Source organism: Leucogemmata humicola (assembly GCF_055379415.1).
The window spans coordinates 4,223,708-4,249,681 of the sequence record NZ_AP040875.1; the positions used below are offsets into that span (position 1 = coordinate 4,223,708).

Genomic DNA, 25,974 nt, shown 5'->3' on the forward strand with positions numbered 1-25,974 from the left:
CGACCGTCGCCGTTCAGTCGGCGCGCAGTGCCTGAGCAGGATCGATCTGTGTTGCTCTGCGCGCCGGTACGTACGCCGCAATCGCGGCGACAACGATCAACACGACGCACACTCCGCTAAGGACGAACGGATCCGTTGGACTGACGTCGTAGAGGATTGAACGCAAGAGGTGCGTGCTCGACAGTGCCGCTACCACACCGATGACGACTCCGATGCCCGTCATCGTCAGGGCCTGTCGAAGCACTCCAAATCGCAGATCCTCCGGCGAGGCGCCGAGCGCCATACGTACACCGAGCTCGCGCGTTCGCTCACGCACCGCGCTGGCCATGACGCCATACAATCCGATCGCGGTGAGCAGCAGCGCCGTGGCGCCGAATCCAGAAAGCAGCAACGCGCTCAACCTCGGCTGCGCGAGCGGACCGGCCAGCAATTGATCCATCGTCTGTGAATTCCAGATCGTGACTCGAGGATCCACCACGGCGATCTCGCGTCGTATCGCCGGCAACACCGATGCGAGATCGCGGGATGTGCGCACGGCGAATAGCCCCTGCCACCCTATCTGCCGGAACGGATGGTACACGATAGGCGTCGAGCGGCGCAGCTCGCGATAGTGCGTGTCGCCGGCGACTCCGACGATCGTCCAGCGTGGCGTCTTCACCCCATATCCTCGCGCGGGGCGAACGTGCTGACCTACTGGATTCTTTCCCGGAAAGTATTGGCGCGCGAGCGCCTCGCTGATCACGACAACCTGCTCCGCCTTCTCATCGTCGGTATCGAGAAATCCTCGACCGCGCAGAATCGGAATGTCGAACGTGCGGAAGTAATCGGTGCCGCCAACCTCCCACGGTATGAACGGATTCGCTTCCCCTTCCGCGTCCGTCTGGTCGTCGGTGGCGAGTTTGCTGATGTAGAAATCATCACCGCCGAACGGTTGATCGATGACGGGAGTGATTGCCGTCACGCCGGGAACCTCGCGCAGCCGCTTGTAGAGCGCCTGTCCGAGCGCCCCTTCTTTTGCGCTCGAGTCGTACGTCGCAAGCGGGTACGTGATCGCGACGAACGACAACCGATCCGCGGCGTAGCCGAGCTCGATGTGCTCGAGCTGAACGAGACTGCGCGCGAGCAGGCCCGCGCCCATCACGAGAACGAGGGCGAGCGCCACCTGCGACACTACGAGCGATCGCCGAGCGGCCTGGCGCTTACGAGTCTGCGTTCCGGAGCGGCTGTCGGCGCGCAGCGGGGACGCTAGATCAGTGCGGGCCGCGCCGAGCGCTGGCAAGAGTCCGAACAGCAGTACGGCTGCCGTCGTCACGCCTAGACCGATCAGCAAGGCTGTCGTGTCGAACCGGACGAGATCCATGCGCGGCAGCTCTTTCGGCGCGACTGATGTGAGAATTCGAATGAACATTGCAGCGACGCCAACTCCCAGCGCGCCGCCAGCAGCCGCGAGCAACACGCTCTCGACGAGTAGCTGCCGAACAACGCGCGCGTACGTGGCGCCGAGTGCTCGGCGAATTCCGAACTCGCGTGCGCGCGTCGATGCGCGGAGCAGCAATAGGTTGCCGACGTTCACACAGGCGATGACGAGTAGCAGAGCGACCGCGGCGCTCAGCGCCCAGAGCACGGAACGAACGCTGCCGACGATGTCTCCAGTCAGCGGCCGAGCTTCAGCGCCGACGAACGTGCCGACACCGAAGCCTTGCGTCTCCAGGCGTTTCACGAAACCGAAATACTCAGTTGCCGCGGCCGCAGGTGTCGCACCAGGAGCCAATCGAGCAACGACGAGTTGCTGAATCGTCGCAAGCTTTGGCGACTCTGCTTCCCAATCTTCGGCGCGCAGCGGATAGTCGAGGCCCGGCGGCGCGACGCCGATCACGGTGAACTCCGATCGTGTCGCGGAGACGATCAGCTTGCGACCCACGATGTTCGGATCGCCGCCGAACTTGTGCTTCCACGCAGCGTAGCTGAGTACTGTCACGGGCGCCGCACCCGTAGCGCCATCTTCAGGTCGAAGTAACCGGCCCATCAGCGGCCGAACGCCGAGCACGTCGAAGAAATTCGCCGTGACCGCGGATCGGTTGATGATCACCTGCCGATCGCCGTCGAGGAACGGAAGCGGAATGCTTCCAAGGTGATAGACGCCCGCGATTCCAGCGACCGTGCGACCTTCGCGCTGCATGTCGGTGATGACGGTGCCAGCAGGGTCCACCTTGGTGCTGCCTCGATTGAGCGATCGAAGAACGACGAGTCGCTCGGGCGCGGTGACCGGAAGCGGTTCGACGAGCACGGCGCGGAACACCGTGAACATCGCCGTGGCCATCCCGATGCCGAGGCCAAGGATGAGCACCGCTGTGACTGTGAAGGTCGGGACACGCCGAAAGCCACGAAGGGCGACGCGAATGTCCTGCGCTAGGCTTTCCATGAAGCGTCTCCAGGAGACAGTGGTCGCTTTCACCACGACAACGACACGCGGCAGTTCACGCACCCTGAGGCCGACCTTTACCGTCGGAGTCGAAGCCCCCACTGCGTCGAGAGAAACTGCTCCAGCACGACTGCGGTGACATCGCCGAACCGATTCTGGTTTGCCGTGTTGTCGCGAACGCCAGCGTAGTTGGCCTCGATCTGAACACCGCAGATTCTCCCGCCCGTCAAGCCGCCATACGACGGCGCTTCCACTCCGCAGGCGTTGCGACGCGTGTTGTCACCAGCCGAGAAGTACGGCGCGCCGTTCGGACGCGGGTCCTGCATGCTGGGAAGAGACGGGAAACCGTTGTTCGCGTATAGGGTGCCGAGACTCGCCGGTCCGCGTAGCAGAGCGGAGAGCGGCAGCGCGCTGCCCTTCACGATCGTGGCAATACTCGAGGCGGCCGCAATACCTCGATCATCGTTCAACTCGCGGTCGGTGAGTTGCAGATCCGCCGATGCGATCAGATAGCCGAGTTCGAGCCGCTGGATCGGGTGCCCATGCCCGTGCATGTCCATGTACCAGCCCTTGCCGAACGACTGAAGTACTGAGCGCTTCGCCGCGTCGATGAAGCCATCCCATTCGTGCAGGGCCGCTTCGGCTTCGGCATTGTTGCACGCGGCTTCGGGCGCCGTGCGGTTCGCGTCGAGCTTGCGCCGAGAAATGTGCGCGATGATCACATGTGGATACTGACCGAAACGAGCGAAGTACCTCGCCTGCATGGCGCGCACGAGAGCGATGGTGTTGAGATCGGTCGTCGTCGTCGCGGATCCTCCGCAGCGCTCGGCAGTTCGGTCGGGGATCGACGCCGGGACAAGCGCACCGCCGTGCGGCGCCGTGAATATGACCGGCGCGTTCCCGGCGATGTATTCCACGTAGCCGTGCGCGCCGAGATACGAACGGCCTGGGACGTACGCTGCGGCCGGGCCTGTCTCGCTCGCGGTTCGCGGAACCACCGGGCCAGTGCGCGAACAACCCGCGATGAAACCGAGGGTCGCGACGAAGCCACTCAGGCCTCTCATGCGGGATGCTGCAACTGCACGTGCAGATGATCCGCGGTCCCGATGTGTCGCAGCGTGCTGAAACCCATCATCCAGAAGCATAGTTGCACGGTGCCGTTCGCAATCTCCGATCGACCACGCGTTCGGAGATCCACCGCGTGCACCCAACCGTCGCGTTGCATGTAGTGCATGGTGCGGTCGTTCAGAGGCAGCCCCATCCGCCCGTAGTCGGCCGGAACGCGCGCCAAATCCGTGATCGCCAAGTCTGCGTCGACGAGAATCACTGTCGACAGCGCTACGCGAAGAATTGGATGTAGTGAAAGGAAGTAGCCGTGCACTTCGTCGGACTTGGCGTTCACGCGCGCGAGGTAAAACAGCGCTGACAGGCACCACGTTCCGACAATCGGCACGGCGATCCACCGTGCCAGCCGACGCGCTCGCGCCCTGCCCTTGAGCCGACTGGCCAGTCGAGAGGCGAACAGCGCCACGAGACCGAGCGTGAGCGATACGCCTCCCGCGATCGCGACCCAGGTCGGGGCACTGTGCGTATAAAAGAATACTGATGCGCGGACGTACACGAGGAATGGCAGCACGATGATCGCGACCAGCTTTGCGAGCGTCGTGATCCCCTCCACGAGCCACGTCGACCAGCGACCGGACTTACGCCTCGACATGGAGCGCACTACGCACTGAGGATCACGAAATCTTCAACCCGCCAGCTGCAAAACGAAGACGGGCGGAACCGTTCTGGTTCCGCCCGTTCGCTGCATCCGACGACAAGTCAGATCAGCCGCACTCGCTGAACCCGCACACGTGGCACTTCACGCATCCTTCCGCGTACTCCATCTGCGACCCGCAATCCGGGCACGTTCCGATGTACGCTTCCGCATGATGATGTAGCCCGAGCGACAGTTCCATCTCCGCCGCCGCATTTCCCGTCGGGCGCAGCGCGGCAGGCACCTGATGCGTCATCGACGTCACCATGTCCGCCTGACCACCGCTCTGCCCCGCCGACGGCATGAGCTCCTGCTGCACACCGATGACGCGGTCGCGATGCCACTCTTCGATCGCAATACCAATCGCGTCCGGCACCGACAACACCTTGTTCGGCCCGAGGCCAACGGCACGATCGGACGAGATGCCGCGCAGCTGACGATGGATCTCCATGATCGGAATGCCGGAGCGCAGCGCGAGCGACACGAGGCGACCCATCGCCTCCGCATCGGCCATCGCAGAACCACCGGCCTTACCGAGCGTGAGGAACACTTCGAACGGCTGACCTTTTTCGTCTTCGGTGATGTTCACGAACATCACGCCGAGCGGAGTTTCCTTGCGGATCGTGGTGCCGCGGAGCTTGTCCGGGCGCGAGCGCTTGGCGCGGCGCTGGAGATTCTCGGCTTCCACTTCATACAACTGCTTCTTGAGCTTCTCGATCTCCGCATCCTTCTCAGCCGCGGAGCTCTTGAGGTCGGCGATCGCGGCGCGATCTTCTTCACGGCGCGGAGCCGCAGCTCCGTCGCGCGCTTCCTTCGCCTTTTCGGTGGCGCCCGTGCTCAACACCTGGTTGTCGCGGCTACCATCGCGGTAAACCGTGACGCCCTTGCAGTTCATATCGTACGCGAGCTCGTAGATCTTGCGAACGTCTTCGACCGTGGCGGCGTGCGAGAAGTTCGTCGTCTTGCTGATGGCCGAGTCGCAGAACTCCTGGAAGGCAGCCTGCATCTTGATGTGCCATTCCGGGGCGATCTGGTTCGCCGTAACGAACACGCGCTGCCACTGGAGCGGCACTTCCGGGAAGTCGACGCGACCTTCCTTGGCGATGCGCTCCATGAGTGCTTCTGAATACCAACCCTCTGCTTTCGCGATCGCGACGAAGTCCTCGTTCACGTCAGGCATCATCACGCCAGCCTGATTGCGCATGAACGCAACCGCGAACAGCGGCTCGAGGCCCGAGCTGCAACCGGCGATGATGCTGATCGTTCCCGTGGGTGCGACCGTCGTGACATTGCAGTTGCGCAGCAGCTGCATTGGACGGACGCGATCGCCGTTCTCGTCGCGCGCGCACGTCTCATCCGGTCCCCAGATGCTCTTGGGCCACTCGGGGAACGGTCCACGCTCGGCCGCGAGACGGCTCGACTCCTTCTTGCCTTCGACGTCGACGAATTCCATGATGCGACGGCCGAACTCCACGCCGGCGTCGCTATCGTAGGCGATGCCAAGCTTGATGAGCGCGTCGGCGAAGCCCATGATGCCAAGTCCGATGCGGCGGATACGCTTGGACAGCGAATCGATTTCCGGCAGCGGGTACTTGTTGACGTCGATGATGTTGTCGAGGAAGTGCGTGCTCAGATGGATGTCCGCGCGGAACGCGCCCCAATCCATCTTTCCGTCGGTCACATAGTAGCCGACGTTGATAGAACCCAAATTACAAACGTCATACGGGAGCAGCGGCTGCTCGCCGCACGGATTCGTCGCTTCGTACCGGCCGAGGTGCGGGACCGGATTGTATTTGTTGGCTTCGTCGACAAAGAACACGCCCGGCTCGCCCGTGCGCCACGCACCGAGAATCATCTTGTCCCACACCATGCGCGCATCGAGCGTGCCGACAACCTTCTGGTTGCTCGGGTCGATGAGATCGTAGCTCGAGCCAGCCTTGACGGCCGACATGAACTTGCGCGTGATGCCGACGCTGATGTTGAAGTTCGTCACCTGCGTGAGGTCTTCCTTGCAGGCGATGAAATCCATGATGTCCGGGTGGTCGACCCGGAGAATGCCCATGTTCGCGCCGCGCCGCGTACCGCCCTGCTTCACCGCGTCGGTCGACGCGTCGTACAGCTTCATGAAGGAGATCGGGCCGCTCGCCACACCCGTCGTCGACCGCACCATCGATCCCTTGGGACGCAGGCGCGAGAACGAGAAGCCCGTGCCGCCGCCGCTCTGATGGATGAGCGCCATGGCGCTCAACGTGTCATAGATGCCGTTCTTGCCGTTGGCCAACGCATCTTCGACCGGCAGGACGAAGCACGCACTGAGCTGGCCGAGCGGGCGACCGGCATTCATAAGAGTCGGCGAGTTCGGCTCGAACCGACGTTGCGTCATCAGGAAGTAGAACTGCTCCGCCGTCTGACGAACGCTCCCATCGCTCGCCCCATACCGCCAATCCGCCTCAGCGACGACAGTCGCCACGCGCCAGAAGAGATCCTCAGGCTTTTCGACCGGAGCTCCCTTTTCGTTCTTGACCAAGTAGCGCTTTTCGAGAACGGTACGCGCATTGGACGAGAGCGACACGGGACCCGGAGGCGGGTTTACGGGAAGGGGCATGTTGACGGGACTCCTACGGCGAAACGGTTTTGGCGGGGAGCGCATCGCGGGGGTACGCGACACGCGAGCTACGATGGGCGGCGGGGGCTGCTGGCTACGGTATCCTAGGCGGCGCTGCGACCTTCGTGTGTCTCACGACTCGTGTCACGATTCCATCTCGAGATTGGCTTGCTCCGAGCGCAGTCTCGACGACGGGTCTGCGATTGCGGGCGGTGAATGTCGCCACGTTCGTGTTTCCACGCCAGTGGTAAGATAACACCCTGTGCAACAAACACTTACAAAATCCGGATCACGAACCTGAATGCGGGCGAGCGCTTGCGTTGATAACACCAGCCCGCGTGTCGACAACTCCACTCAACTAACCACCGAAATTGTGCACAGTCCGCGCCTACGCGCGGCCAAACGACAGCTCAGACATGACTTAGGTCCGACTCCAACCGTGACCCCGATAGGGCGGCGCCGGTCGCCGATTACGAGCCCGACAGTGACGTTTTAGTGACCACTTCGTGATGACCTTGCTTCGATTCTCGTGAAGCTGGCCCTGCCGACTCGACTATTCCCTGCCCAACCTGGCCCACCTGCTCGAATGCTCCAGCTCGATGCTGCTCCTGAAGCTCGAGGTACGCGGCCACCGTCTTCCGAATCCGATCACGCTCCGCATCACTCGTCTGACGGAGCACGCGAGCCGGAATCCCGATCACCAACGAATTCGGCGGGATCTGCATCCCCTCCGGACAGAGTGCACCCGCTCCAACGATGGAGCCGCTGCCGACGTGCACTCCATTCAGCAGAATCGCCCCCATCCCGATCAGACAGTCGTCTTCGACCGTCGATCCATGAATGATCGCTCGATGCCCGATCGCAACGCGCTTGCCGATCGTCGTGGGAACGCCGTCATCGACGTGCACCACCGTTCCATCCTGCACATTGGAATCGTCGCCGACCGTGAGCGTGTCACTGTCGCCGCGCAACACGGCCGTAGGCCACACCGACACACGCGCCCCAAGCGTCACGTTGCCTGCAACGTACGCGAGCGGATGAATGAAAGCTGTCGGGTGGATCGAGGGCACGTCTGCTGGCGGAGTGGGGGCGGGCGCGGAGGAAGAATGTAGCGATCGTTTTCGCGCGCGGGAGTCGTTGACCACACCCTTTTTCACGAATTTTTCTGCGACGATAACCGTTGACATCGGTGATCGTTGCGTGGTGAGACTAATTCGCGATAGAGCTCCGAGCAGAGCGACTCGAGAGCGCAACGTTTTGTCGCGTGCCGCTGTCTCAGTCTCGGTTTCCTCTCTCGGGATTCAGACATGACGACGTGGACGACGGTAGGCGACACGATCCGGCAAGACGTGCACTTCGCAGTGCGCGGCATCCGGCGACGGCCGGCATTCACCGCGGTCGTCGTCATGACGCTGGCGTTCGGCATCGGCGCGAACACGATGATGTTCGGCGTACTCGATCGCCTGTTGCTCCACGCCCCACCACACATCGTCGACCCTGATCGAGTCGTCCAATTCAACAATCATCGAATCGGGACGACCAGCTATCAAACCACGCAGGCGTACGGCGTGTACAACGCGCTCCGCGCCGACGTCAGCGATTTTGCCGACGTCGCCGTCGCTACACCGACGAATCTCAGCCGGCGCGCCTACCTCCCGTTCGGCCGAGGAGAAGCGGCAACGCGCGTTGGCGGCGCACTCGTGAGCGGCAACTACTTCTCGCTGCTCGGCGTACGTCCCGCCCTCGGCAGGTTCTTCACGCTCGACGAAGAACCCGAGGCCAATCCACAGATGCTTGCCGTCATCGGCCATGGCTTTTGGCAGCGACAGTTCGCTGGTCGCCCCGATGTCATAGGCAAAACGATCGACATGGGTGACGGCCGATACACCATCGTCGGCGTGACACCTGCGGGCTTCACCGGCACCGAACTCGTGGACGTCGACGTCTGGCTGCCTGTCACCGCCGCCGAGGATCTGCGGTTTGCCAAGGGACCCGACTGGACGACGAACCCGGGCTCGACATGGATCTACGTCATCGCGCGACTGAAGCCTGGCGCTACGATCGAACACGCGCAGGCGCAGGCTGGCGCCGCGTACCGAACGTGGAATGCGCAGCACATGAAGAATCCGTCGGCGAGGGCGCTCGCGATGAACGACTCGCAGGTCGTTGCCCTCGGCTCGATCATTCCGGGCCGATCGCTGTCGGGCTTCGGCATCGGAGCCACCTCGGGCGAAGTGAAAGTCAGCAAGCTGCTCGCGGCAGTAGCGATCGTGGTGCTGCTCATCGCCTGCGCGAACGTAGCGAACCTTCTGCTCGTACGTGCACTCTCCCGCCGCCGCGAGACGGCGGTGCGCCTCGCGCTCGGCGTAGGTCGTGGACGACTCATGGTGCAGTTGCTCATCGAGGGTCTGGTGCTCGCGGTACTCGGCGCCGTCGGCGCGCTGGTCGTGGCCGATGTCGGATCGCACGCAATACGCCTGTGGCTCCTCGGCGACGGCGCGTGGACTGGCACGTCGATCGACGGACGGGCGTTGGCGTTCACGGGCGGCGTGGCGCTCTTCACCGGCATTCTCACATCGCTCGTTCCCGCGATCGAAGCGAGTCGCGCCGATCTCAACTCGGCGCTCAAGGCTGGCGGGCGAGAAGGATCAGTGAGCCGGTCTCGGATGCGATCGTGGTTGCTCGCCGCGCAGGCCGCGTTGGCGATCGTGCTGCTCACCGGCGCCGGCCTGTTCATTCGCAGCCTGAACAACGTCGCAGCGCTCGACCTCGGCATCGACACCGATCACGTGCTCGTCGCCCAAATGAACCAGGGAAAGCTGAGCACCGCCGAGGCGAGGCGACTCTTTGCGGACTTTACAGTTCGCGCAAAGCAGCTGCCGGGCGTGACGGCGAGCGCCGTAACGATAGGGCTTCCATTCGGCCTGAGTTGGGGGACGCAGCTCTCTCTCGTAGGGCGAGAAACGCCAAAGTTCAAGAACAATCCAGTGCAGTACGCTGTCACCAGCGAGTACTTCGACGCCCTCGGCGTTCACTTGCTCTCGGGGCGCACGTTCACGGAGGCGGATCGCGCAGGGACGGCGCTGGTTGCAGTCGTGAATGAGGAGCTGGCGGGGCGCTACTGGCCTGGGCAGAGTCCGATCGGTTCGTGCGCAAAGGTCGAGGCTGACACGATGCCGTGTACGACGGTGATAGGTGTCGTGTCGAATACGCGCCGACAGAATTTGGTAGAGGAGCCGGTCGCGCAGATCTATCGTCCGCTCGATCAGCTTCCCGAGGTGGCGACAAAGAACACGGTGAGCTTCTTCGGCTATACGCTCGTTGTACGCACTCGACGCGACGCGGGCGCGCTCGTGGAACCGCTGCGACGCGCGATGCAGACCGCCGGGCCGTCGATGCCGTATGCGAACGTGCGGCGGATGAGACAGATGTTCGATGCGCAGACGCGGACCTGGGAGATTGGCGCGCGCGTATTCACCGCGTTTGGCGCGCTGGCGTTGGCGCTCGCGGCGATCGGACTATTCAGCGTGGTGGCGTTCACCATCGGCCAGCGGATGCACGAACTCGGCGTCCGCGCAGCACTCGGCGCTCGGTCAGCCGATCTGGTGCAGCTCACGGTCGTGCGCGGACTTTCTCCCGCGCTTGTTGGAATACTCATAGGAATCGCCCTCGCGCTCGCCGGCGGCCGCTTCGTGAGCACGCTGCTCTTCCAGGTTTCGCCGCGTGACCCGATCGTGCTCGGCGGCGCGTGCGCGGCGCTCGTGGCGGTGGCCGTCGCGGCGTGTCTCGTGCCCGCGATGCGCGTGGCGAACGTCGATCCGACGATCGCCCTCAGAACAGATTAGGGCTTCGAGGTTGCTGCAGAATACGTAATCTTCCAGATGCGGCCGCCCTTGTCGTCGCTCAGAAAGAGCGCGCCATCGGGTCCCTGCGCGAGTCCGACGGGTCGGTGGAGCGCGCCTTCGGGGCTGACCATTGGGCCGGCGAAACCGCTCGCGAATACACTGTAGTCGCTGGGCAGTCCCTCTTTGAATTGCAGGAACACGACCTGGTAGCCATCCTCGGCGAGCGGCGCTCGAAACGCCGAGCCGTGGAAGGCGATGAACACGCCGCCCTGATAGCTCGCGGGGAACATCTTCCCGGTGTAGAACAGCATCGACATCGGCGACCAGTGCGCTGGGAACGCGATGAGCGGTTGGATGAGACGCTCGCAGCGGCCGACGAGTTCCTTGTTTCCGCCGTACTCCGGCGCGAGCACCCGCTCCTGCTTTAGATAATCGTAATAGCAGTACGGCCAACCAAAATCGGCGCGCGTCGTGGCGACTCTGACCATCTCCTCGGCCGCGAGCGACGCGCTTTCTTCGTCGCTATACAGCGAGGGCCAGAGGTCGTGCAATTCATCGCGCCCATGCGAAACGGCGTAGACCATCGTGTCGCTTGGGTTGACCGCGAGCGCGACCGCGTTGTGCAGGCCAGTGGCGATGCGCGTGCCATCGGCGACGTGTTGCCCGTTGCGATCGGTCCGAAAGGTCCAAATGCCGCCGCTCACAGCGAGGTCGGGACACGGATCGCGTCCCGCGGTGCCGGCCAGTTCCCTCGCCGCGCATCCATTCGACGTCGCGCCGATATTGACGACGAGATTCCCATGTCGGTCGAGCGCGAGACTGTGCGACGGGATCTGACGCTGGGCCAGCCCCGTAATCACCGTGTCGACGCGCCGCTTCGGAAGCAGAGAGTCGGTGAGCCGGTACCTGAGCACCTCCGTCGCCGTCGACGCATAGAGGACAGAGTCACCCGAGAGTACCAGGCCGTGCACCCCGCCCTCACCGAAGCGCTGCGCCGCATCTGCTCGGCCGTCCTTGTCGGAGTCGCGCAACAATACGATGCCGCCGGTCTCGCGGCGCTGGTCGAGCACGCCAACAATGACGTCGCCATTCTTGCGAACGACGAGATGACGCCCAGGTCCGGCGCTATCCGAGAAGATGTGGGCGCAAAAGCCCGGCGGCAGCTTGATGGAATCGTCGCAGCCCGGACCGGCCGATGTGGCGCGGTTGCGATTGCAGGCGGCGAACAGGAGGAGGAGCGAAGCAGCGAGCGGGCGGAGCATTGCGGACGAGAGATGCAGGATACATGCGAGACGGCGCGGGCGGCGTGAGGCGGGCGGCGTACGGCGAGCGGCGAGCGGCGAGGAGCGGCGGAGAGCTCACAGCTACAGGCTCACAGCTACAGGCTCACAGCTACAGGCTCACAGCTACAAGCTCACAGCTTCGAGCTTGAGCTCACCGTCGCCTTCGAGATGCTCGCAAGCCGCGACCCTCCGTCCCGCCTGCGCGGTTTCAAAACGAAATGCCCGATACGACGTACGCCTGCCACGCATTCCGCTGAAAGTACCCGCCGTTTTCCATCGGGTGCGCCACGCCAACTCTGAACCGGTTCGGCGTATCCCACGAGAACACGCCGATGTTCAGATTCAGTTCCGCACCGACCGACCCGATGTCGAGTCGGCGATCCTGGCCCGCGAAATTGCACACTTCGCGATTCGCTTTCACGTTGGGGCACCACGCGGTGCCGTAGTCGCCAAAGAGCGACAGCGACGTGCGGTCGAAAAAGAACGGAAGAATTCCTGGACCACCGCCAAACAAAAGCATCGGAATGCGATACTCGGCCGAGCCGGTGAAGGCGCGCGTACCGAGCAGCGTTCCGCCAGCGAATCCTCGCACGGGGAAAGTCCGGCGGCCTTCGCCGAGCACGTAGCCTGGAATGATCTGGAAGGTGTTGCCGCTCACGCCGCCCACGGAGAAGTAGCCGTTGGCGTTGTCGTCGGCCCAACCACCTGCGCCGCGCACCGCGAGTACGTGATGCGCGAAACCCGGGAAGTCGAACGACTTGTAGCCTGTTGCAGTGCCAATCGCGCTGAACGTCTGTCCGCCGGATGCGGTAACTCCGCTCGCGAGACGATCGCGAACCGTTGCGGCCAGTGCGACGCCGTCTTCAGGTGAGATGCTGAACTGCGGACGTTGATAGTTTGCGAAACTCGCGGCGACGACGACGTTGGGAAAGTCGAGCGTACCGAACCGGCCGGTCGTATCGATCGCGGGAATCAGACTGCCAGGGCTCGTGAAGTGATCCCAGCGTTCAAAGCCGGCGCCACCCGATAGCGTGATGGATGTGCGATAGCGCTGACGGATCCACGTCGCGAGCGCGTCACCGTTCCACGTGCGACGATAGAGTTCGCCGAGCAGGTCGCGGCGCGGATTGCGCGCGAAGATACCGCCAAGGCTTTGCCAGTCTTGTGATGCGTCGAGCTGGATGATGGGAAGCCCGAGCCCCGAGTACTGGTACACGGCGCCGCCCGTGATGCCGCCGCGATCGTTCGTCGGGACCGCGAGGTTCGCCGTGAATGCGTGCCGGCCAATGACATCGTTGCCGCTCGTGTTGCCGCCAATGCGATAACCGCCGTCGATGCCGTCATCGAGATTGGGCAGCCAGTACCGTGGCAACAACGAACGCCACGCGCTGTACGGCTTCGCCGCGCTCGTGTCGACGATCAGCGGCGCGACTCGCTTCTTCGATACCGTGTCGAGATAGGGCTCGACGCGCTCGAGGGTTCGCGTGTCGTTGGCGCCCGATCCGGTCGCACAGCAGTTGCCGACGCCCAGGTGATAGCCGTCGCCGCGAAAGAGCACCGCGGACAATCGGTTCGCGGTCGGCGCAGCGTTTGGTTGAAACAATCCTGTTTCAACATTGCTCACGAGGAACGTACGCGGCTCGGTGAAGCCGCTCGTTCGAGTGAATTCCTGAACGTAGATTTGAGCGCTTCCCGTACGATCGGAGCTGTAGAGGATGCCGCGATCGTCGCGCAGCCAACTCGGCGTGGCTTCAACCGAGGTGCCACTCGACACCGTGTGCACGATACGACCGATCGTATCGAGAATGACGATTTGCGAAATGTTGCCACGCAGCCAGCGCGACGCGACGATGTAGTCACCCGCGTGAGACCAACGCGGCTCCGTCCACTGCTCGTCGTACGACCCAGCCGTGATCGGCATGATGCGCTTGCCGTCGCGCGACACGCGGACCAAGCGTGTTGCGCCGGGGATGATCTGCGTGGCGACGATCTCTCCATCCGCCCGCGCATCGGGATTGGTGAGACGCTGGTCGAACGTCAGCTCATGTTCGTGCTTGCCACTCTGAATCCAGAGGTCTGAGCGCTGCTGGTACGGATTGACGAAGTCGACCTGCGAATACAGAAAGTCGCCGTTGGCGAGCGGCACGTTCGCAGAACGACTGTTGCGCCGGCCAATCCGCGTGCGACGGCCGTTGAGATCGACGCGAAAGGCGCCGAACGACTCTCGGCCGGGCGAGCCGCTGTAGACGATCGCCGAGTCGGTAATCCATCGAGGGTCATATACAAAGACCCCTTCGCGCGTCAGGTCTCGCCAACCAGCGACTGGGGCAACCAGAGCAACTCGAACCGACTGAGTGACAGAATCGGTAAAGTTGCGCCACGCCCGCGTGAACGTGACGCCAAAGGCCTGTTTGCCGGGAACGTCGAGCAGATATGGAACGATCGTCGCGGCGGATTTGTCGACGAACGACCGTACGCGCCCTTCGCCCTGCGTGCGCGCGAGGTAGTCCACGAACAGCGATCCAAACGCGTACGCCGATTCACCGAAGGGAAAGCGTCCATACGCGAGACTGATCGCACCGATCGACGGAAAGGTGTGATCGATCGCCGCGGCGCGCGCGATCATTCGGTGCTCAGAGCCCTCGATGCGACCAGCGCCGGCGATCCTGGACTCCTCGTACACAGCGAGTCCTTCGGTGAGCCACGACGGGTTATAGAGATTTGGAAAGAGCGCCGCCGCTCGTCCGAACACGTGTTGGCCCAGCGACCACACGCCGCGCGTGCGGTCGAGATGGAAGATGTGGGTTAGCTCGTGCGTGATGACGAGCTGTCCCCAATCGTTGGTGTAGCGCAGCGCGGACTCCGATACCGGCGGATTCGCGTAGATGACGATGCGATTCGTCGGATAGGGAGTCGCCGAACCGTTCGAGACATCGACGTCGTCGGAGATGACGACGTCGATCATGCCGCGCGGCGGATGGAGATCTTTTGAGAGCTCGGTGTACGCGCGCTCCGCGTCGGCGGCGATGCGTCGCGCCAATCCTTCGGTCGGCGAGGTGAAGTGCACGAAGAAATGGTTCGTGCGAATCGTCAGCCACTTGTGCGACGGATCCTGTGCGGAAAGCGGCGCGCGGGAAACGGTCAGAGGGAGTAGCGCGAGAATAGCGGCGCGGAATAGCCGGCTGATCCACTTCGCTCCCCGCGATCCTCCCAACCGCTCCCGTTTCCAGCCGATCATCGCTGCGCGAACGATCGGAAGTATGCCTCGACTCCGTCGGCGACGCCGCGGGCGTAGCGTTCCTGGAATTCAGCCGACTTCACGGCGTTCTCCTGCTCGGGCACCATGAGGAACGCGCCTTCGCAGATGACCGACGGCATCCATGACGTACGTCCAATCGCAATGTTCTGATAATGAATCCCGAGGTCGCGCAGGCCCATCTCGCGCATCATCCCAGCCTGAACGAGACGAGCGAGCGGTTCTGATTGCGGGTGAAAGAAGAGCGTACTGGTGCCCACGTTCGGAAAGGGATTGATCCCGTCGCCGAACGCGTTGAGATGAATCGAAATCAATGCGGCGGAGTTCGAGCGGCGTGCAACGACGCTGCGTTCGTGCAGATCGACTGCCGCAGGCGTCGTGCGCGTCATGACAACCTTCGCGCCGCGTTCCTCGAGGATCTGACGAAGCTTCATCGCTACGGGTAGGACACCCGCGGCCTCGGTCAACCCTGTCGGACCGACAGCGCCGCCGGGCGGATGGCCGGGGTCGACGGTGAGCGTGAGTCCCTCGAGCGGATGGCTGAGCGACACTCGCGGCGGACGACGAAGTCGCAGCACGAGCCCGCGCGAATCGAACAGCACCAAATATCCGAACGGCGGCTGCGATAGATCAAACGAGATGCGCACGCGATCCGTCTGCTCCGGAACCCAGTTCACCATGCGCACGAGCGAATCATTCTGCAGGAACTTGATGATGTCGGGCGACGCCGTCGTACCGTACAGCGTGAGGTTGATTCGATCGGTCGTTTGCTCGATGAGATACGGCGGCGGCGACGACACGGGCATAATGACGTCGACCCACTCCGGCGCTGACACGAGCGTCATTGCACTCACCACGCGGCGCGGCGACGGATATCCGGGCGCGAGCGTGTGCACGCTCGCCGAATCGACCCACACCTCGAGTTCTGAATCGAGACGAACGCGGACGTTGTCGTTATTGCGCCCGGTCGTCTGAACGATCGTCCCGGGCACGAACATCCACTTGTACGTGCCGTTCGGCACCGGACGCGCGATGATGTTCGAGTCGGGATCGTTCTGCGCCGAGGCGGTGCCGAGCGTGACGAACTGCGGCGCGCCGGCTTCACGCGTGGTCGTGCGCGTGAGATTCAGCTTCACCGTATCGCGATCGCGTGCGACATAGAGCACGGCGCCGTTCTTCATCGCACCCGACTGTATGTCGGTGGCGAAGGTGTTGCCGCCGGTGTTCACGAGATGTTGCGTGGCGTTGTTCGCGAGCACCCATGCGGTGGCATTGGCTGGCGCGCGAACCGATACGCGTACTGGCTCGTTGTCACGAAGGGCAATCACCGTCCCACGCGGCGACGCGCTCGACGAATCGACGACCAGGCGGCCGTCGAGTGCGAGGTTGGGACGCTCGGACGGCACACGAACCGGAACGGTCGCAATGGCGCTATCGGTGCCGTTCCTCACAACGAGTTCGTACCGCGGAGCGCTCGCCGGCGGCACGGGCAGATAGGCGAGGAAGGTTCCGTTGGGCGCGACCGGCACACGTGCACCGTTGATCGTCAACGTTGCGTGTCCGTTGCCCACCGAGCCGAAAATGAAATTGGAATCACGAACCGGAATGGTCTGGTTCGCGGAGGGAAAGACGAGCTTGGGCGCGAGCGGGCCCTCGACCATCGGAATCGCCGGAAGCGGCGGTGCCTGTCGCGGCGTGATGCCGCGTTCGAAGGTCGGAATAGTCGGCGGCGAAACCGGAGGGCTGGTTCGGCCGGGGCTCGGCGCGGGCGACGATGGCGTAGGAACCGGCGCGGATTGGCAGGCCGCGAGGAACGCGATGATCGCGATTGGAGGGGTCCGCATGCGGGGGAGAAATGTAGGGCGAAACAGTGCTAAACCGTTAGGCCGCTGGGGCGTGCAATTCATTGACCACCCCCTGGGCAACGATCTATATTCGCGCCTCATGGATGTTTTCCCGCCGGAGGCCTACGCGTGACGTCTTGCGCCTTCTGCGGACGGGAGAATGACGCCGCGTCGCGTTTTTGTATTGACTGCGGCAAGCCGATGAACCCGTCCGCTGTGCGAGTCGGTCCCGCGTACGCTCCTCACCCCTCAGGGGGTTCGCCGCAACCTGTCAGCGTCCCAGCTGCGGCCCTCAGGCCGCCGCTCGACATCGCCGGCAACGGGTCGGTCGTGCCAGCCACCCGGGTGTCCGAAGCCGTCTGTCCGCGCTGCCGCAACGTCGTTACCGCCGGCCTGCCCTTCTGTGGACACTGTGGCCAGCGCGTTGGCCAACGAGTGTCCGTGGAGATGCCGACGCCCGCCGGCGGGGGCACTCAGGTCATTGGGGCGGGCCGAATGGCCGGTCCCAAGCTCGCCCTGCTCGGCGACGCCGGCGAAGTTTTGCAGCAGTACACGCTGGACCGAGGCGAGGCGGTCGTGGGCCGCGGCGACGCGGACATCCGGTTCGAGTCGGACACCTTTATGTCGCCGATCCATGCCCGGCTCGAGCTGCGCGACGGTCAGCTCTGGCTTCGCGACCTCGGGTCACGCAACGGGAGCTGGGCGTTCATAGACCAGCCGACGCGGCTCACCGACGGCGACCTGATTCTGATCGGTTCGCAGTTGCTGCGCTTTCGCCGCCTTGGGTATCCCGGGCCGAACCCACCCGAAGCCGATTCGACCCGCCGGATGGGATCGACGGTCCCCACCGTGGACATCGCCGTTATCGAACAACTTCGTGCCGATGGGAGCTGTCGCGACGTCTATCACCTGTCGCCCGCCCGAACGGTTGGCATAGGCCGAGAGACGGGCGACTGGATTTTCCCCTACGATCCAACGATGAGCGGACGCCACGCGGAAATTCGATCAGAGGACAGCGAGTTTTTCGTCCACGACACCAATAGCCGGAACGGCGTCGCGATGGCCGTGCGCGGAGAGCGCGCGCTGAGTCGCGGCCAGCGCCTGCTGATCGGCGATCAGATCCTGCGCGTGGAGAGTGTGTGAACCCGCTGAAGATCTGTCCGCAGTGCGGCACTGAGTATCCGGCGAATGCTCGTTTCTGTGAAGTCGACGGAACGGCGCTTCGCTCAGCGAGCGGCGACAACGATCTCGTTGGATCGATCGTCGCCGAGCGTTATCACATCCTCAAGAAGCTCGGCGAAGGCGGCATGGGTCAGGTGTACCTCGCCGAGCATGTGAAGATGGGCCGCAAGAGCGCGCTCAAGGTGATGCACCCGGGGATGGTCAAGGACGTCGACGCGATCAGCCGCTTCAATCGCGAAGCGTCGAACGCCGCGCGTATTTCGCACCCGAACGTCGCGGCGATTTACGACTTCGGCGAGACGCCCGAGGGCATCATCTATCTCGCGATGGAGTTCGTGGACGGTCTGCCGCTCACGAAGGTCATCGAGCAGGCGGGATCGCTCCCAGCGCTCCGCGTTGCTGAAATCGTGCGACAAGCGGGCGAGGCGCTCGCGGTGGCGCACGACATGGGCATCGTGCATCGCGATCTCAAGCCCGACAACATCATGGTCGCCAAGACGCGCGATGGCGGCGACCTCGTGAAAGTCGTGGACTTCGGCATCGCGAAAGCGGCGGGCAACGAATCGCAGAAGGTGACGAAGACGGGTCTCGTCGTCGGCACGCCGGAGTACATGAGTCCCGAGCAGCTCGCGGGCGATCAGCTCGACGGACGGAGCGACATCTATTCGCTCGCGCTCGTCGCGTTCAACATGCTCACCGGCAAGCTGCCCTTCCCCGCGGATTCGGCGCAGGAATCGATGATCATGCGCCTCACCGATCGCCCCAAGGCGCTCGGCGAGATGCGGCCTGACGTCGCGTGGCCGGCCGATGTGCAGACGGTGATGGACAAGGCGCTCGAGCGCGATGCAACGCAGCGCTACCAGACCGCGACGGAGTTTGGTCGCGATCTGCATCGCGCGATTTCGCGGATGCCGGAAACCGCGGCCGCGGCGATGGGAACGGAGGTGATCGGCATTCCGCCGACACGCGTGTCACCTCCTGGCCCGGAAGCGCCGGTCGCAGCGCCCGCACCAACGCGCTCGTCGGTCCCGGCGGCAGCAGCGGCACCAATGCCGTCGCCGACGCCTGCGGTTACGACACCGCCGCCCCGTAGACTGTCCGTTCCGCTGATTGGGGGACTGGCAGCGATCGTGATCGCGGCGGTCGTGATCATGAATCAGAACGGCAAGGGCAAGACCGATCCGTCGGCGGCTCCAACCACCGCGCTGCAGAGCGGCGCAGTGACTCCGCCCACGACGACCGCGTCGACTCCGGCTGATTCGACGACTGGCGCCGCAAAGTTTTCGGCGCCGGTTGCCGCGCCGGCGGAAGAGGCCACATTCGATCAGCTCGACATTCTGGCCGATACCGCAGCGACAGCAAAGCGCGCCCTATCCCTGCTTGCCGCCAAGCCGTTGCGGTCCGCCGAGGATACGGTTCGCGCCGCGTTAGTGAGTTTTTCGGCGAAGCTCACTCTCGAAGACGGCGATGCCTGCGTAGGATTGAAGAAGGTCGCCCGCGTGGCACCGCGGACCACGAAGGCAAACCTGGTCGCCAGGAAGCTGCGCGACTTGTGCACCGACTGAGTTCGCACTTGGCCCTTTCCAATTCTCCGTCCTCGATGAGCTCTCCTTCGAACGTGCCGTCCGGCGAGGTGACAGTCCAAGTCTTTGGGCGCACCGACGTGGGTCGCACGCGCGAACACAATGAGGACGCATTCGTCGTCGCCGATCTGTCGACAGACAACGCGACACTGCAGCCCGAAGTACGAACGCACACCATCGGGCGCAAAGGCTCGTTGTTCATGGTTGCCGACGGTATGGGCGGCGCGGCGGCCGGCGAAATCGCGAGCGCGATGGCTGTCGACGTGGTCGTGAGAGAGCTGCGCGCGGTGTGGCTCGCCGAAACCGCCGAGAGTCCCGAGGCGTTCGTGCGATCGATCAAGATCGCGACGAAAGCAGCGAACGAGCAGATCAACACATTCGCAGCGACGCATCCGGAATTTCGCGGCATGGGCACCACCGCGACCGTCGCCGGTGTGTACGGCGACACATTGTACCTCGCGCAGGTTGGCGACAGTCGCGCGTACCTCGTGCGCGACGGCGTGGCTCGACAGATCACGAAAGATCAGTCGCTGATGCAGAAGTTGATCGAGGCTGGCGAACTCACAGAAGAAGAAGCCGCGCTGAGCGAGCGTCGAAACATCATTCTGCAGGCGCTCGGTCCCGAGCCGACGATCAAAGTCGATCTCACGCACCAGACCGTCCGCCGCGGCGACAAACTCGTGCTGTGCAGCGACGGGTTGTCAGGCCAGGTGACGAAGGACGAAATCGCCGCGATCGTGACGGCCGAGTCGGATCTCACGATGGCGTGCAAGCGATTGATCGATCGCGCAAACGAAAATGGTGGACCGGACAACATCACTGTCATCGTTGCGCGCTTTGATGGCAGCGGGTTGCGTGGACCGGAGAGCGACGACGAGATCGGACATCGCGTTTTTCCGCTGCCCGATACAGGTCAGACGCCAGCCATGCCGATCGATCGCGTATTCGATACCGAAACGCCAACGCGATCGATGCCGGGGCAGCCGCGTCAGCGAACGACGAGTCCGACGATTCCGGCAGGAACGCCGGCGATTGGTGGCGCGCCCAACGTCGATGTGTCGGCTGATCGGCGCAAACAGGGGCGAATCATCGCGATGGTTCTGCTCGCGATACTCGTGATTGGAGCCGCCTGGTTCGTCGTGAGCCAGGTTCGGTCGACGGCGGCACCAGTGAGCACCGCGTCGCCCAAGCCGTAATGCCAATCGAGCTGCGCATTCAGACCGGGGCGCGCGCCGGGGTCTGTCAGTCGTTCGACAAGTCCGTGATCGCGGTTGGCCGTCATCCGCTGAGCGACCTGCGCTTCGACGCGAACCAGGACCTCGACGTCTCGACACGTCACGGAGAGATTCGCGCCGTCGACGGACGCTATGCGGTTCACGACGCCAATAGCACGAACGGAACATACGTGAATGGGCTGCGCGTTCCCGCCGGCGGATCTCTCGCGCTGCGCGACAACGACGTGATCGCGTTTGGTGTCGAGGGCCCGAAGGTCGCGATCCGCATTACCGCGGTCGACGCGAACGTGGCTCCGCCCAAAACGGTGCCGCATCTCGAAGTCCTGCCCCCCGGCGGCGATCAAATCGCCGGCGTCGGTGCACCGCCGCGTCAGCGGACGAGCGAGCGCGTCGCCGTTGCGGTGCAACAGCAGACGCGCCGTCTACGCATTGCGGTGATCGCGACGGTCGTGGTGCTCGGCGGACTGGCTGCTGGCTTGTTCTACAAGAGCTCACGCGATGCACAGGTCAACGACGATCGCATCAAGAAGCTCATCGCCGCGAACGACGAAGTCAGTCGCGAGTTGAAGACACGGCTGCAAGGCGATACTGCGTTGACGAACACCTTGCAGCGACACAACGATAGTCTGACACGGATCGTTCGCGAGGCGCGTAACGCGGCGCAGATAGCGGCGGCGTCGAGCGAACTGCAGCGGAGCCACGATCAGCAGCGAAAGTTTGCCGACCTCGGGCTTCCTGCTGTGCGCGAAGCGAATGACGCCGCCGTCGTGCTGATCTCGACGGCGATTGGATCACAGCCGTTCGAGGCCACCGGGTTCTCCGCCTCGGCGAAGGGTGAGATCGTCACGAACCGTCACGTCGTGATGGACAGCACGGGTCAGCGCGCGTCGCGTATCCTCGTGAAGTTCGCCAACACGCGAGTGTGGAAGCGCGCGCATATCGTAAAGCTTCCTGATGATGCAAACGTCGATCTCGCGCTCGTGCAGATAGACGAAGGCGGTGCACAGTACCCTTCAGTGCACGACGTCGCGACGTCGGTCGATGTTCCGGTCGGCAGTTCGATCGGCACGATCGGCTTTCCGCTGGGTACGGACTTACCAATGGAAGGTCACGGACGCGACGGCATGGCCAAGACATCGCTGACCGTCGGCACAGTCAGCAAGTCGATTCCCGGGCTGTTGCAAATCGACGCGTACGCATCGCATGGCTCGAGCGGTAGTCCGGTGTTCGACGCGCACGGGCACGTTGTCGGCGTCGTTTGGGGCGGCGCCAAGGAAGCGGCAGGCAGAATCGTGTTCGCCGTGCCTGCCGACGAGATCAAAGCGCTACTGAAGGGAGTGAAGTAGGTCGCAGCTCGCAGTCGCAAGCGCGGGCGTTCCCACCTTATTGAGGAAACACTCATGAACCGCATCGTTCACGTGCTGGCCAGTGTCGCATTGACGCCATTGGCGTTGGCCGCGCAGGCAGCAAAAGCGCCGTCGTCTGCCGTCATGACGGACGCCCAACAGATTGCGTCGGCAGTGCTGCCGCTGCCCGCGGAATTCCGTGAGAGTGCGCGCGTCCTTGGCTACCACGATGGCGGTGCGAAGCTGGTGCCGCTGCGCGAAGGCTCAGGCGCCTTCACCTGTCTCGCCACGGATCCGAAGCAGAAGGATTTTCACGTGGCATGCTATCACAAGTCGATGGAACCGTTCATGGCGCGCGGACGTGAGCTGCGTGCCGAAGGAGTCACCGGCGATCGCGTCGACACCGTGCGGTTCGCCGAGGTGAAGTCGGGAAAGATCGCGATGCCGAAACAGCCGGCGTCGTTGTATCAGTTGATCGGCGGCACGTTCGATCCGGCGACGGGAGCGGCCACGGGCTCGCGAAGTCTGTTCGTGATTTACATCCCAGGCGCGACGCCAGCATCAACGGGACTGTCGGACAAGCCGGTGCAGGGTTCGCCGTGGTTGATGTTCCCAGGCACGCCGAAAGCGCACATCATGCTCGTGCCGAAGATGTAACGGACGGCGGACGGCGGACGGCGGGCGGCGGGCGGCGTTACGCCGGTGTGAGTTTGCCCAGGATGCGCGCGCCGCGGGCGCCGGTGGCGCGCGGGACGTTGCCCGGTTCGTGGTTCATGTGCAGGTAGGCGAGGAGCGCGAACGCCACCGCTTCCTTTGCTTCGCCGTCGAAGAAGCGTTCGTCGAAGGCGCGAACCGTGATCGGCGTAATTTCGCGTTCTATCATGGCGATGAGCGTCGGATTCTTCGCGCCGCCGCCAGACACTAGAACTTCGGCCACCGGTTCGGGCATGAAGCGGCGATATGCGTCGGCGATGCTGCGCGCCGTAAGCGATGTGGCCGTGGCCACGATGTCTTCGCTCGACGCGTTGGCGCGCTTCGCTCGACAGAGCGCGATGAGCGCGTCGACGTAGGCGCGATCGAAGAGTTCGCGACCGGTCGACTTGGGCGGCTCGGCGGCAAAGTATGCGTGCTCGAGCAATTCGTCGACGACCTCGGCGATTGGATCGCCGCGCGCTGCAAGCGCACCGTCGACGTCGTACATAGCGCCGGGAACGAGCGCGCGCACCACTGCGTCGATCACAGTAACGCCAGGGCCGGTATCAAACGCGCGAACACCGTCCATGTTGCCGGCTGGCGGAACGACGGTCACGTTGCCAATGCCGCCAATGTTCTGCAGCGCGCGCCAATCGTCGCCAGAGAACAGCAGCGCGTCAGCGATTGGAACGAGCGGCGCGCCCTGCCCACCGGCGGCAACGTCGCGAACGCGAAAATCGCTCACGACATTGATGCCTGTGCGCTCGGCGATCACCGCCGCTTCGCCAAGCTGCCACGTGGAGTGTGGCGCTTCGTGCCACACGGTCTGCCCGTGCGATCCGATGGCGATGACCTCGGCGCGCGGTACGCCCGCTTCGGCGAGTACGGCAATCGCCGCATCGGCGAACCAGGTGCCGAGGTCGAACGCGAGACGACAGTACTCCTGCGCGGTACCATGGGTCAGCGCGCGGTGCAGACGGTCGGATTGCGCAGTGTCGTAGTGCGTTCCGATGAACGCAAGAAGCTCGGGCTCGATGGTGCCGCGTTCGTTGCGAGTAAATCGAACCGCTGCGGCGGAGATTCCGTCGAGCGACGTGCCCGACATGAGCCCGATGTATACGCTCACGCCAATCGCACCGGCGGTGGCGGCCGCTTGACGACGCGCCGAATGATGCCGCCGCCTTCATCGAGCGCGTGCTCGGCGTCGCTGCGCGAGGCATGCAGAAAATGCATGGCGATCGCAGTCTTCACGGTACCGCCGCTCTCGTCGAGGAGCGTGCGCGCACGATCGCGGTCGACGTCGCAGATCTCCATGATGATTCTCTCACTGCGATCGACCAGCTTGACGTTCGTCGCGCGGAGATCGACCATCAGATTGCCGTACGTCTTGCCGAGGCGAATCATGGCGCCGGTCGTGATCATGTTGAGCACGAGCTTGGTCGCCGTACCAGCCTTCATTCGCGTGGAACCGGTGACGACTTCGGGGCCGGTGATCGGCAGGATCAGGGTGTCGACGAACTCCAGGGTCTCCTTGGGCGGAGGCGAGCACGCCACGAGCGCGGTCGCTGCCGGAAGAGTTCGCGCGTGTTGTAACGCTTGACGGACGTACGGCGTGGTACCCGACGCAGCGATGCCAATCACGAAGTCGCCGGCGCGAACGCCGCGAGCATTCAGGTCCTCGATGGCACCTTCGAGCCTGTCTTCGGCGCCTTCCTGAGACCGAGTGAGCGCGGCATAACCGCCGGCGATGATCCCCTGCACCATCTCGGGGTCGGTGCCGTAGGTGGGCGGACATTCGGACGCGTCGAGCACGCCAAGCCGGCCGGAGGTACCGGCGCCGACGTAGAACAAACGGCCCCCGGCGCGGAACGTCTGCTCGGCGCGGTCGATGGCGGCAGCGATCGCGTCGCGCTGCGTAGCAACCGCGTCGGCGACGGCGCGGTCTTCGGCGTTGATGAGATCAACGATCTCTAATGAAGTCGCGAGATCGATCTCGGCGGTGCGCGGGTTCCGCCGTTCGGTGAGGCGCGGGTCGAGGAACGTCATGTCGCGGCGAAATTTACCTGCTTCATCTCCACATCGTCCAATTTGCGTAGGACGAGGGGTTAGGGAGTGGCGGACGACGGAACACGCCCTTACCCTCGGGTATCACCCGCAGTCGGCGCCGCTGGTGCGGTTTGGCTTTGGTTCAGGAGATCACTGTGATTCGACGTTTCGTATTCGCCGCTCTCATGGTCGCCGCTGTGGCGCCGATTGGAGCGCAGATCAGCCGCGGTCGAGGGGGCTTTTCGGCTGGCCCTGACTACTGGGTAGGACTGTCGTACGGCTACATGGATGGCCTGACGCTCAACGACGGCCACTCGAACAGCACCTGGGCGTTCCGGTACACGTCCCAGCTGCGCGCCACGCTGGAAAAGACCATCGTCGGCGGCGTCAGCTTCGGCGCCTCGGCCGGCTTTGCCAATCCGAAGCTCTCGTACATCGGCCGGACGGCCGGCGACCCATGCGGTCCGGGATGTCAGGCAGACGCCGACGTGACGCAGTACATGGCGTTCGTGCGCAGCGGCGGCGGCGTGGGCTTCCACGGGCTGTTCAATCTCGAGGCCGGCGTGACGCAGTTCTCGAAGTTCCGCGATCGAACGACCGGCAACGCGCTGAGCGCGACGGGTTCATCGAACGATTTCACCTTCGGCTTCGGCGGCGGCTTCGGCTACGGCTTCACGCAGAACACGGACTTCTACATCAGCGAGCAGATGGACATCGTGCTGCACCCGCAGGGGGACAATCCGGGGTTGCAGCAGTCGTCGGCGCCGAGGTTGTCAGTGTTTCGGGCGGGGGCGAGAGTCGGGTTCTAGCAGGCGGCGTACGGCGTGAGGCGTACGGCGTGAGGCGAATCGCGTAGGGTAAATGAGAAAACGGGG

17 protein-coding genes and 1 pseudogene are annotated in these 25,974 nt (G+C 63.8%); 8 read left to right on the top strand and 10 right to left on the bottom strand.

Annotation, left to right across the window (positions count from 1 at the left end; all coding sequences use genetic code 11):
• Window positions 1-13: 13 nt before the first annotated feature.
• The 5 genes from AC6H4Z_RS17975 to AC6H4Z_RS17995 form a co-directional block, all read right to left on the bottom strand.
• The gene (locus AC6H4Z_RS17975; RefSeq protein WP_497543342.1) at window positions 14-2,422 is read right to left on the bottom strand and encodes an ABC transporter permease; all 2,409 of its coding nucleotides are present in this window, start codon (window positions 2,420-2,422) and stop codon (window positions 14-16) included.
• Between the two features lie 77 nt (window positions 2,423-2,499).
• Entirely contained in the window at window positions 2,500-3,486 is a 987-nt protein-coding gene (locus AC6H4Z_RS17980; protein WP_497543343.1) for a hypothetical protein, read from the bottom strand.
• Entirely contained in the window at window positions 3,483-4,139 is a 657-nt protein-coding gene (locus AC6H4Z_RS17985; RefSeq protein WP_497543344.1) for a hypothetical protein, read from the bottom strand. Before AC6H4Z_RS17985 ends, AC6H4Z_RS17980 begins: the two co-directional genes overlap by 4 nt.
• Window positions 4,140-4,251: 112 nt before the next feature.
• Window positions 4,252-6,786: a vitamin B12-dependent ribonucleotide reductase gene (locus AC6H4Z_RS17990; RefSeq protein ID WP_497543345.1), complete on the bottom strand. Its 2,535-nt coding sequence runs from the start codon at window positions 6,784-6,786 to the stop codon at window positions 4,252-4,254.
• Window positions 6,787-7,256: 470 nt separating this feature from the next.
• Window positions 7,257-7,856 carry a gamma carbonic anhydrase family protein gene (locus AC6H4Z_RS17995; RefSeq protein WP_497543346.1) on the bottom strand — a complete coding sequence of 200 codons (600 nt, stop codon included), beginning with the start codon at window positions 7,854-7,856 and terminating at the stop codon, window positions 7,257-7,259.
• Window positions 7,857-8,093: 237 nt separating this feature from the next.
• On the opposite strand from AC6H4Z_RS17995, the gene AC6H4Z_RS18000 reads away from it, so the two are divergent.
• On the top strand, window positions 8,094-10,631 hold the full coding sequence (locus tag AC6H4Z_RS18000; RefSeq protein ID WP_497543347.1) for an ABC transporter permease: 2,538 nt from the start codon (window positions 8,094-8,096) through the stop codon (window positions 10,629-10,631).
• Here the strand turns inward: AC6H4Z_RS18000 and AC6H4Z_RS18005 are convergent.
• From AC6H4Z_RS18005 to AC6H4Z_RS18015, 3 genes are all read right to left on the bottom strand, one after another.
• The gene (locus tag AC6H4Z_RS18005) at window positions 10,628-11,893 is read right to left on the bottom strand and encodes a PQQ-dependent sugar dehydrogenase (RefSeq protein WP_497543348.1); all 1,266 of its coding nucleotides are present in this window, start codon (window positions 11,891-11,893) and stop codon (window positions 10,628-10,630) included. The two genes, AC6H4Z_RS18000 and AC6H4Z_RS18005, sit on opposite strands and share 4 nt — an antisense overlap.
• A 229-nt stretch (window positions 11,894-12,122) precedes the next feature.
• Entirely contained in the window at window positions 12,123-15,152 is a 3,030-nt protein-coding gene (locus AC6H4Z_RS18010; RefSeq protein ID WP_497543349.1) for a hypothetical protein, read from the bottom strand.
• Window positions 15,149-17,014: an N-acetylmuramoyl-L-alanine amidase family protein gene (locus AC6H4Z_RS18015; RefSeq protein ID WP_497543350.1), complete on the bottom strand. Its 1,866-nt coding sequence runs from the start codon at window positions 17,012-17,014 to the stop codon at window positions 15,149-15,151. Before AC6H4Z_RS18015 ends, AC6H4Z_RS18010 begins: the two co-directional genes overlap by 4 nt.
• Before the next feature lie 129 nt (window positions 17,015-17,143).
• Here AC6H4Z_RS18015 and AC6H4Z_RS18020 point away from each other — a divergent pair.
• The 6 genes and pseudogenes from AC6H4Z_RS18020 to AC6H4Z_RS18045 form a co-directional block, all read left to right on the top strand.
• A pseudogene (locus tag AC6H4Z_RS18020) lies at window positions 17,144-17,419 on the top strand (double zinc ribbon domain-containing protein); the annotation flags it as partial.
• Between the two features lie 42 nt (window positions 17,420-17,461).
• Complete coding sequence (locus AC6H4Z_RS18025; protein ID WP_497547062.1) at window positions 17,462-18,157, top strand: FHA domain-containing protein; 696 nt, start codon at window positions 17,462-17,464, stop codon at window positions 18,155-18,157.
• On the top strand, window positions 18,154-19,761 hold the full coding sequence (locus tag AC6H4Z_RS18030; RefSeq protein WP_497543351.1) for a protein kinase domain-containing protein: 1,608 nt from the start codon (window positions 18,154-18,156) through the stop codon (window positions 19,759-19,761). Before AC6H4Z_RS18025 ends, AC6H4Z_RS18030 begins: the two co-directional genes overlap by 4 nt.
• A 35-nt stretch (window positions 19,762-19,796) precedes the next feature.
• Window positions 19,797-20,975, top strand: coding sequence for a Stp1/IreP family PP2C-type Ser/Thr phosphatase (locus tag AC6H4Z_RS18035; protein WP_497543352.1), 1,179 nt, complete (start codon window positions 19,797-19,799; stop codon window positions 20,973-20,975).
• Window positions 20,975-22,360: a trypsin-like peptidase domain-containing protein gene (locus tag AC6H4Z_RS18040; protein ID WP_497543353.1), complete on the top strand. Its 1,386-nt coding sequence runs from the start codon at window positions 20,975-20,977 to the stop codon at window positions 22,358-22,360. Before AC6H4Z_RS18035 ends, AC6H4Z_RS18040 begins: the two co-directional genes overlap by 1 nt.
• Before the next feature lie 54 nt (window positions 22,361-22,414).
• Window positions 22,415-23,017, top strand: a complete 603-nt coding sequence (locus tag AC6H4Z_RS18045) for a hypothetical protein (RefSeq protein ID WP_497543354.1) — start codon at window positions 22,415-22,417, stop codon at window positions 23,015-23,017.
• A gap of 37 nt (window positions 23,018-23,054) precedes the next feature.
• On the opposite strand, the gene AC6H4Z_RS18050 is transcribed toward AC6H4Z_RS18045, so the two are convergent.
• Entirely contained in the window at window positions 23,055-24,179 is a 1,125-nt protein-coding gene (locus tag AC6H4Z_RS18050) for an anhydro-N-acetylmuramic acid kinase (protein ID WP_497543355.1), read from the bottom strand.
• Window positions 24,176-25,099: an N-acetylmuramic acid 6-phosphate etherase gene (gene murQ, locus AC6H4Z_RS18055; protein ID WP_497543356.1), complete on the bottom strand. Its 924-nt coding sequence runs from the start codon at window positions 25,097-25,099 to the stop codon at window positions 24,176-24,178. The genes AC6H4Z_RS18050 and murQ overlap by 4 nt, the downstream gene beginning before the upstream one ends.
• Window positions 25,100-25,254: 155 nt before the next feature.
• On the opposite strand from murQ, the gene AC6H4Z_RS18060 reads away from it, so the two are divergent.
• Entirely contained in the window at window positions 25,255-25,908 is a 654-nt protein-coding gene (locus AC6H4Z_RS18060; RefSeq protein ID WP_497543357.1) for a hypothetical protein, read from the top strand.
• Window positions 25,909-25,974 lie beyond the last annotated feature (66 nt).

Bases quoted from the DNA above. Each gene is read 5' to 3' on its own strand.
- AC6H4Z_RS18045 (WP_497543354.1), top strand. From the start codon at position 22,415: ATGAACCGCATCGTTCACGTGCTGGCCAGTGTCGCATTGACGCCATTG.
- AC6H4Z_RS18025 (WP_497547062.1), top strand. From the start codon at position 17,462: ATGCCGACGCCCGCCGGCGGGGGCACTCAGGTCATTGGGGCGGGCCGA.
- AC6H4Z_RS18040 (WP_497543353.1), top strand. From the start codon at position 20,975: ATGCCAATCGAGCTGCGCATTCAGACCGGGGCGCGCGCCGGGGTCTGT.
- AC6H4Z_RS18035 (WP_497543352.1), top strand. From the start codon at position 19,797: ATGAGCTCTCCTTCGAACGTGCCGTCCGGCGAGGTGACAGTCCAAGTC.
- AC6H4Z_RS17985 (WP_497543344.1), bottom strand. From the start codon at position 4,139: ATGTCGAGGCGTAAGTCCGGTCGCTGGTCGACGTGGCTCGTGGAGGGG.
- AC6H4Z_RS17975 (WP_497543342.1), bottom strand. From the start codon at position 2,422: ATGGAAAGCCTAGCGCAGGACATTCGCGTCGCCCTTCGTGGCTTTCGG.
- AC6H4Z_RS17990 (WP_497543345.1), bottom strand. From the start codon at position 6,786: ATGCCCCTTCCCGTAAACCCGCCTCCGGGTCCCGTGTCGCTCTCGTCC.
- AC6H4Z_RS18010 (WP_497543349.1), bottom strand. From the start codon at position 15,152: ATGATCGGCTGGAAACGGGAGCGGTTGGGAGGATCGCGGGGAGCGAAG.
- AC6H4Z_RS18005 (WP_497543348.1), bottom strand. From the start codon at position 11,893: ATGCTCCGCCCGCTCGCTGCTTCGCTCCTCCTCCTGTTCGCCGCCTGC.
- AC6H4Z_RS18000 (WP_497543347.1), top strand. From the start codon at position 8,094: ATGACGACGTGGACGACGGTAGGCGACACGATCCGGCAAGACGTGCAC.
- AC6H4Z_RS18015 (WP_497543350.1), bottom strand. From the start codon at position 17,014: ATGCGGACCCCTCCAATCGCGATCATCGCGTTCCTCGCGGCCTGCCAA.
- murQ (WP_497543356.1), bottom strand. From the start codon at position 25,099: ATGACGTTCCTCGACCCGCGCCTCACCGAACGGCGGAACCCGCGCACC.
- AC6H4Z_RS17980 (WP_497543343.1), bottom strand. From the start codon at position 3,486: ATGAGAGGCCTGAGTGGCTTCGTCGCGACCCTCGGTTTCATCGCGGGT.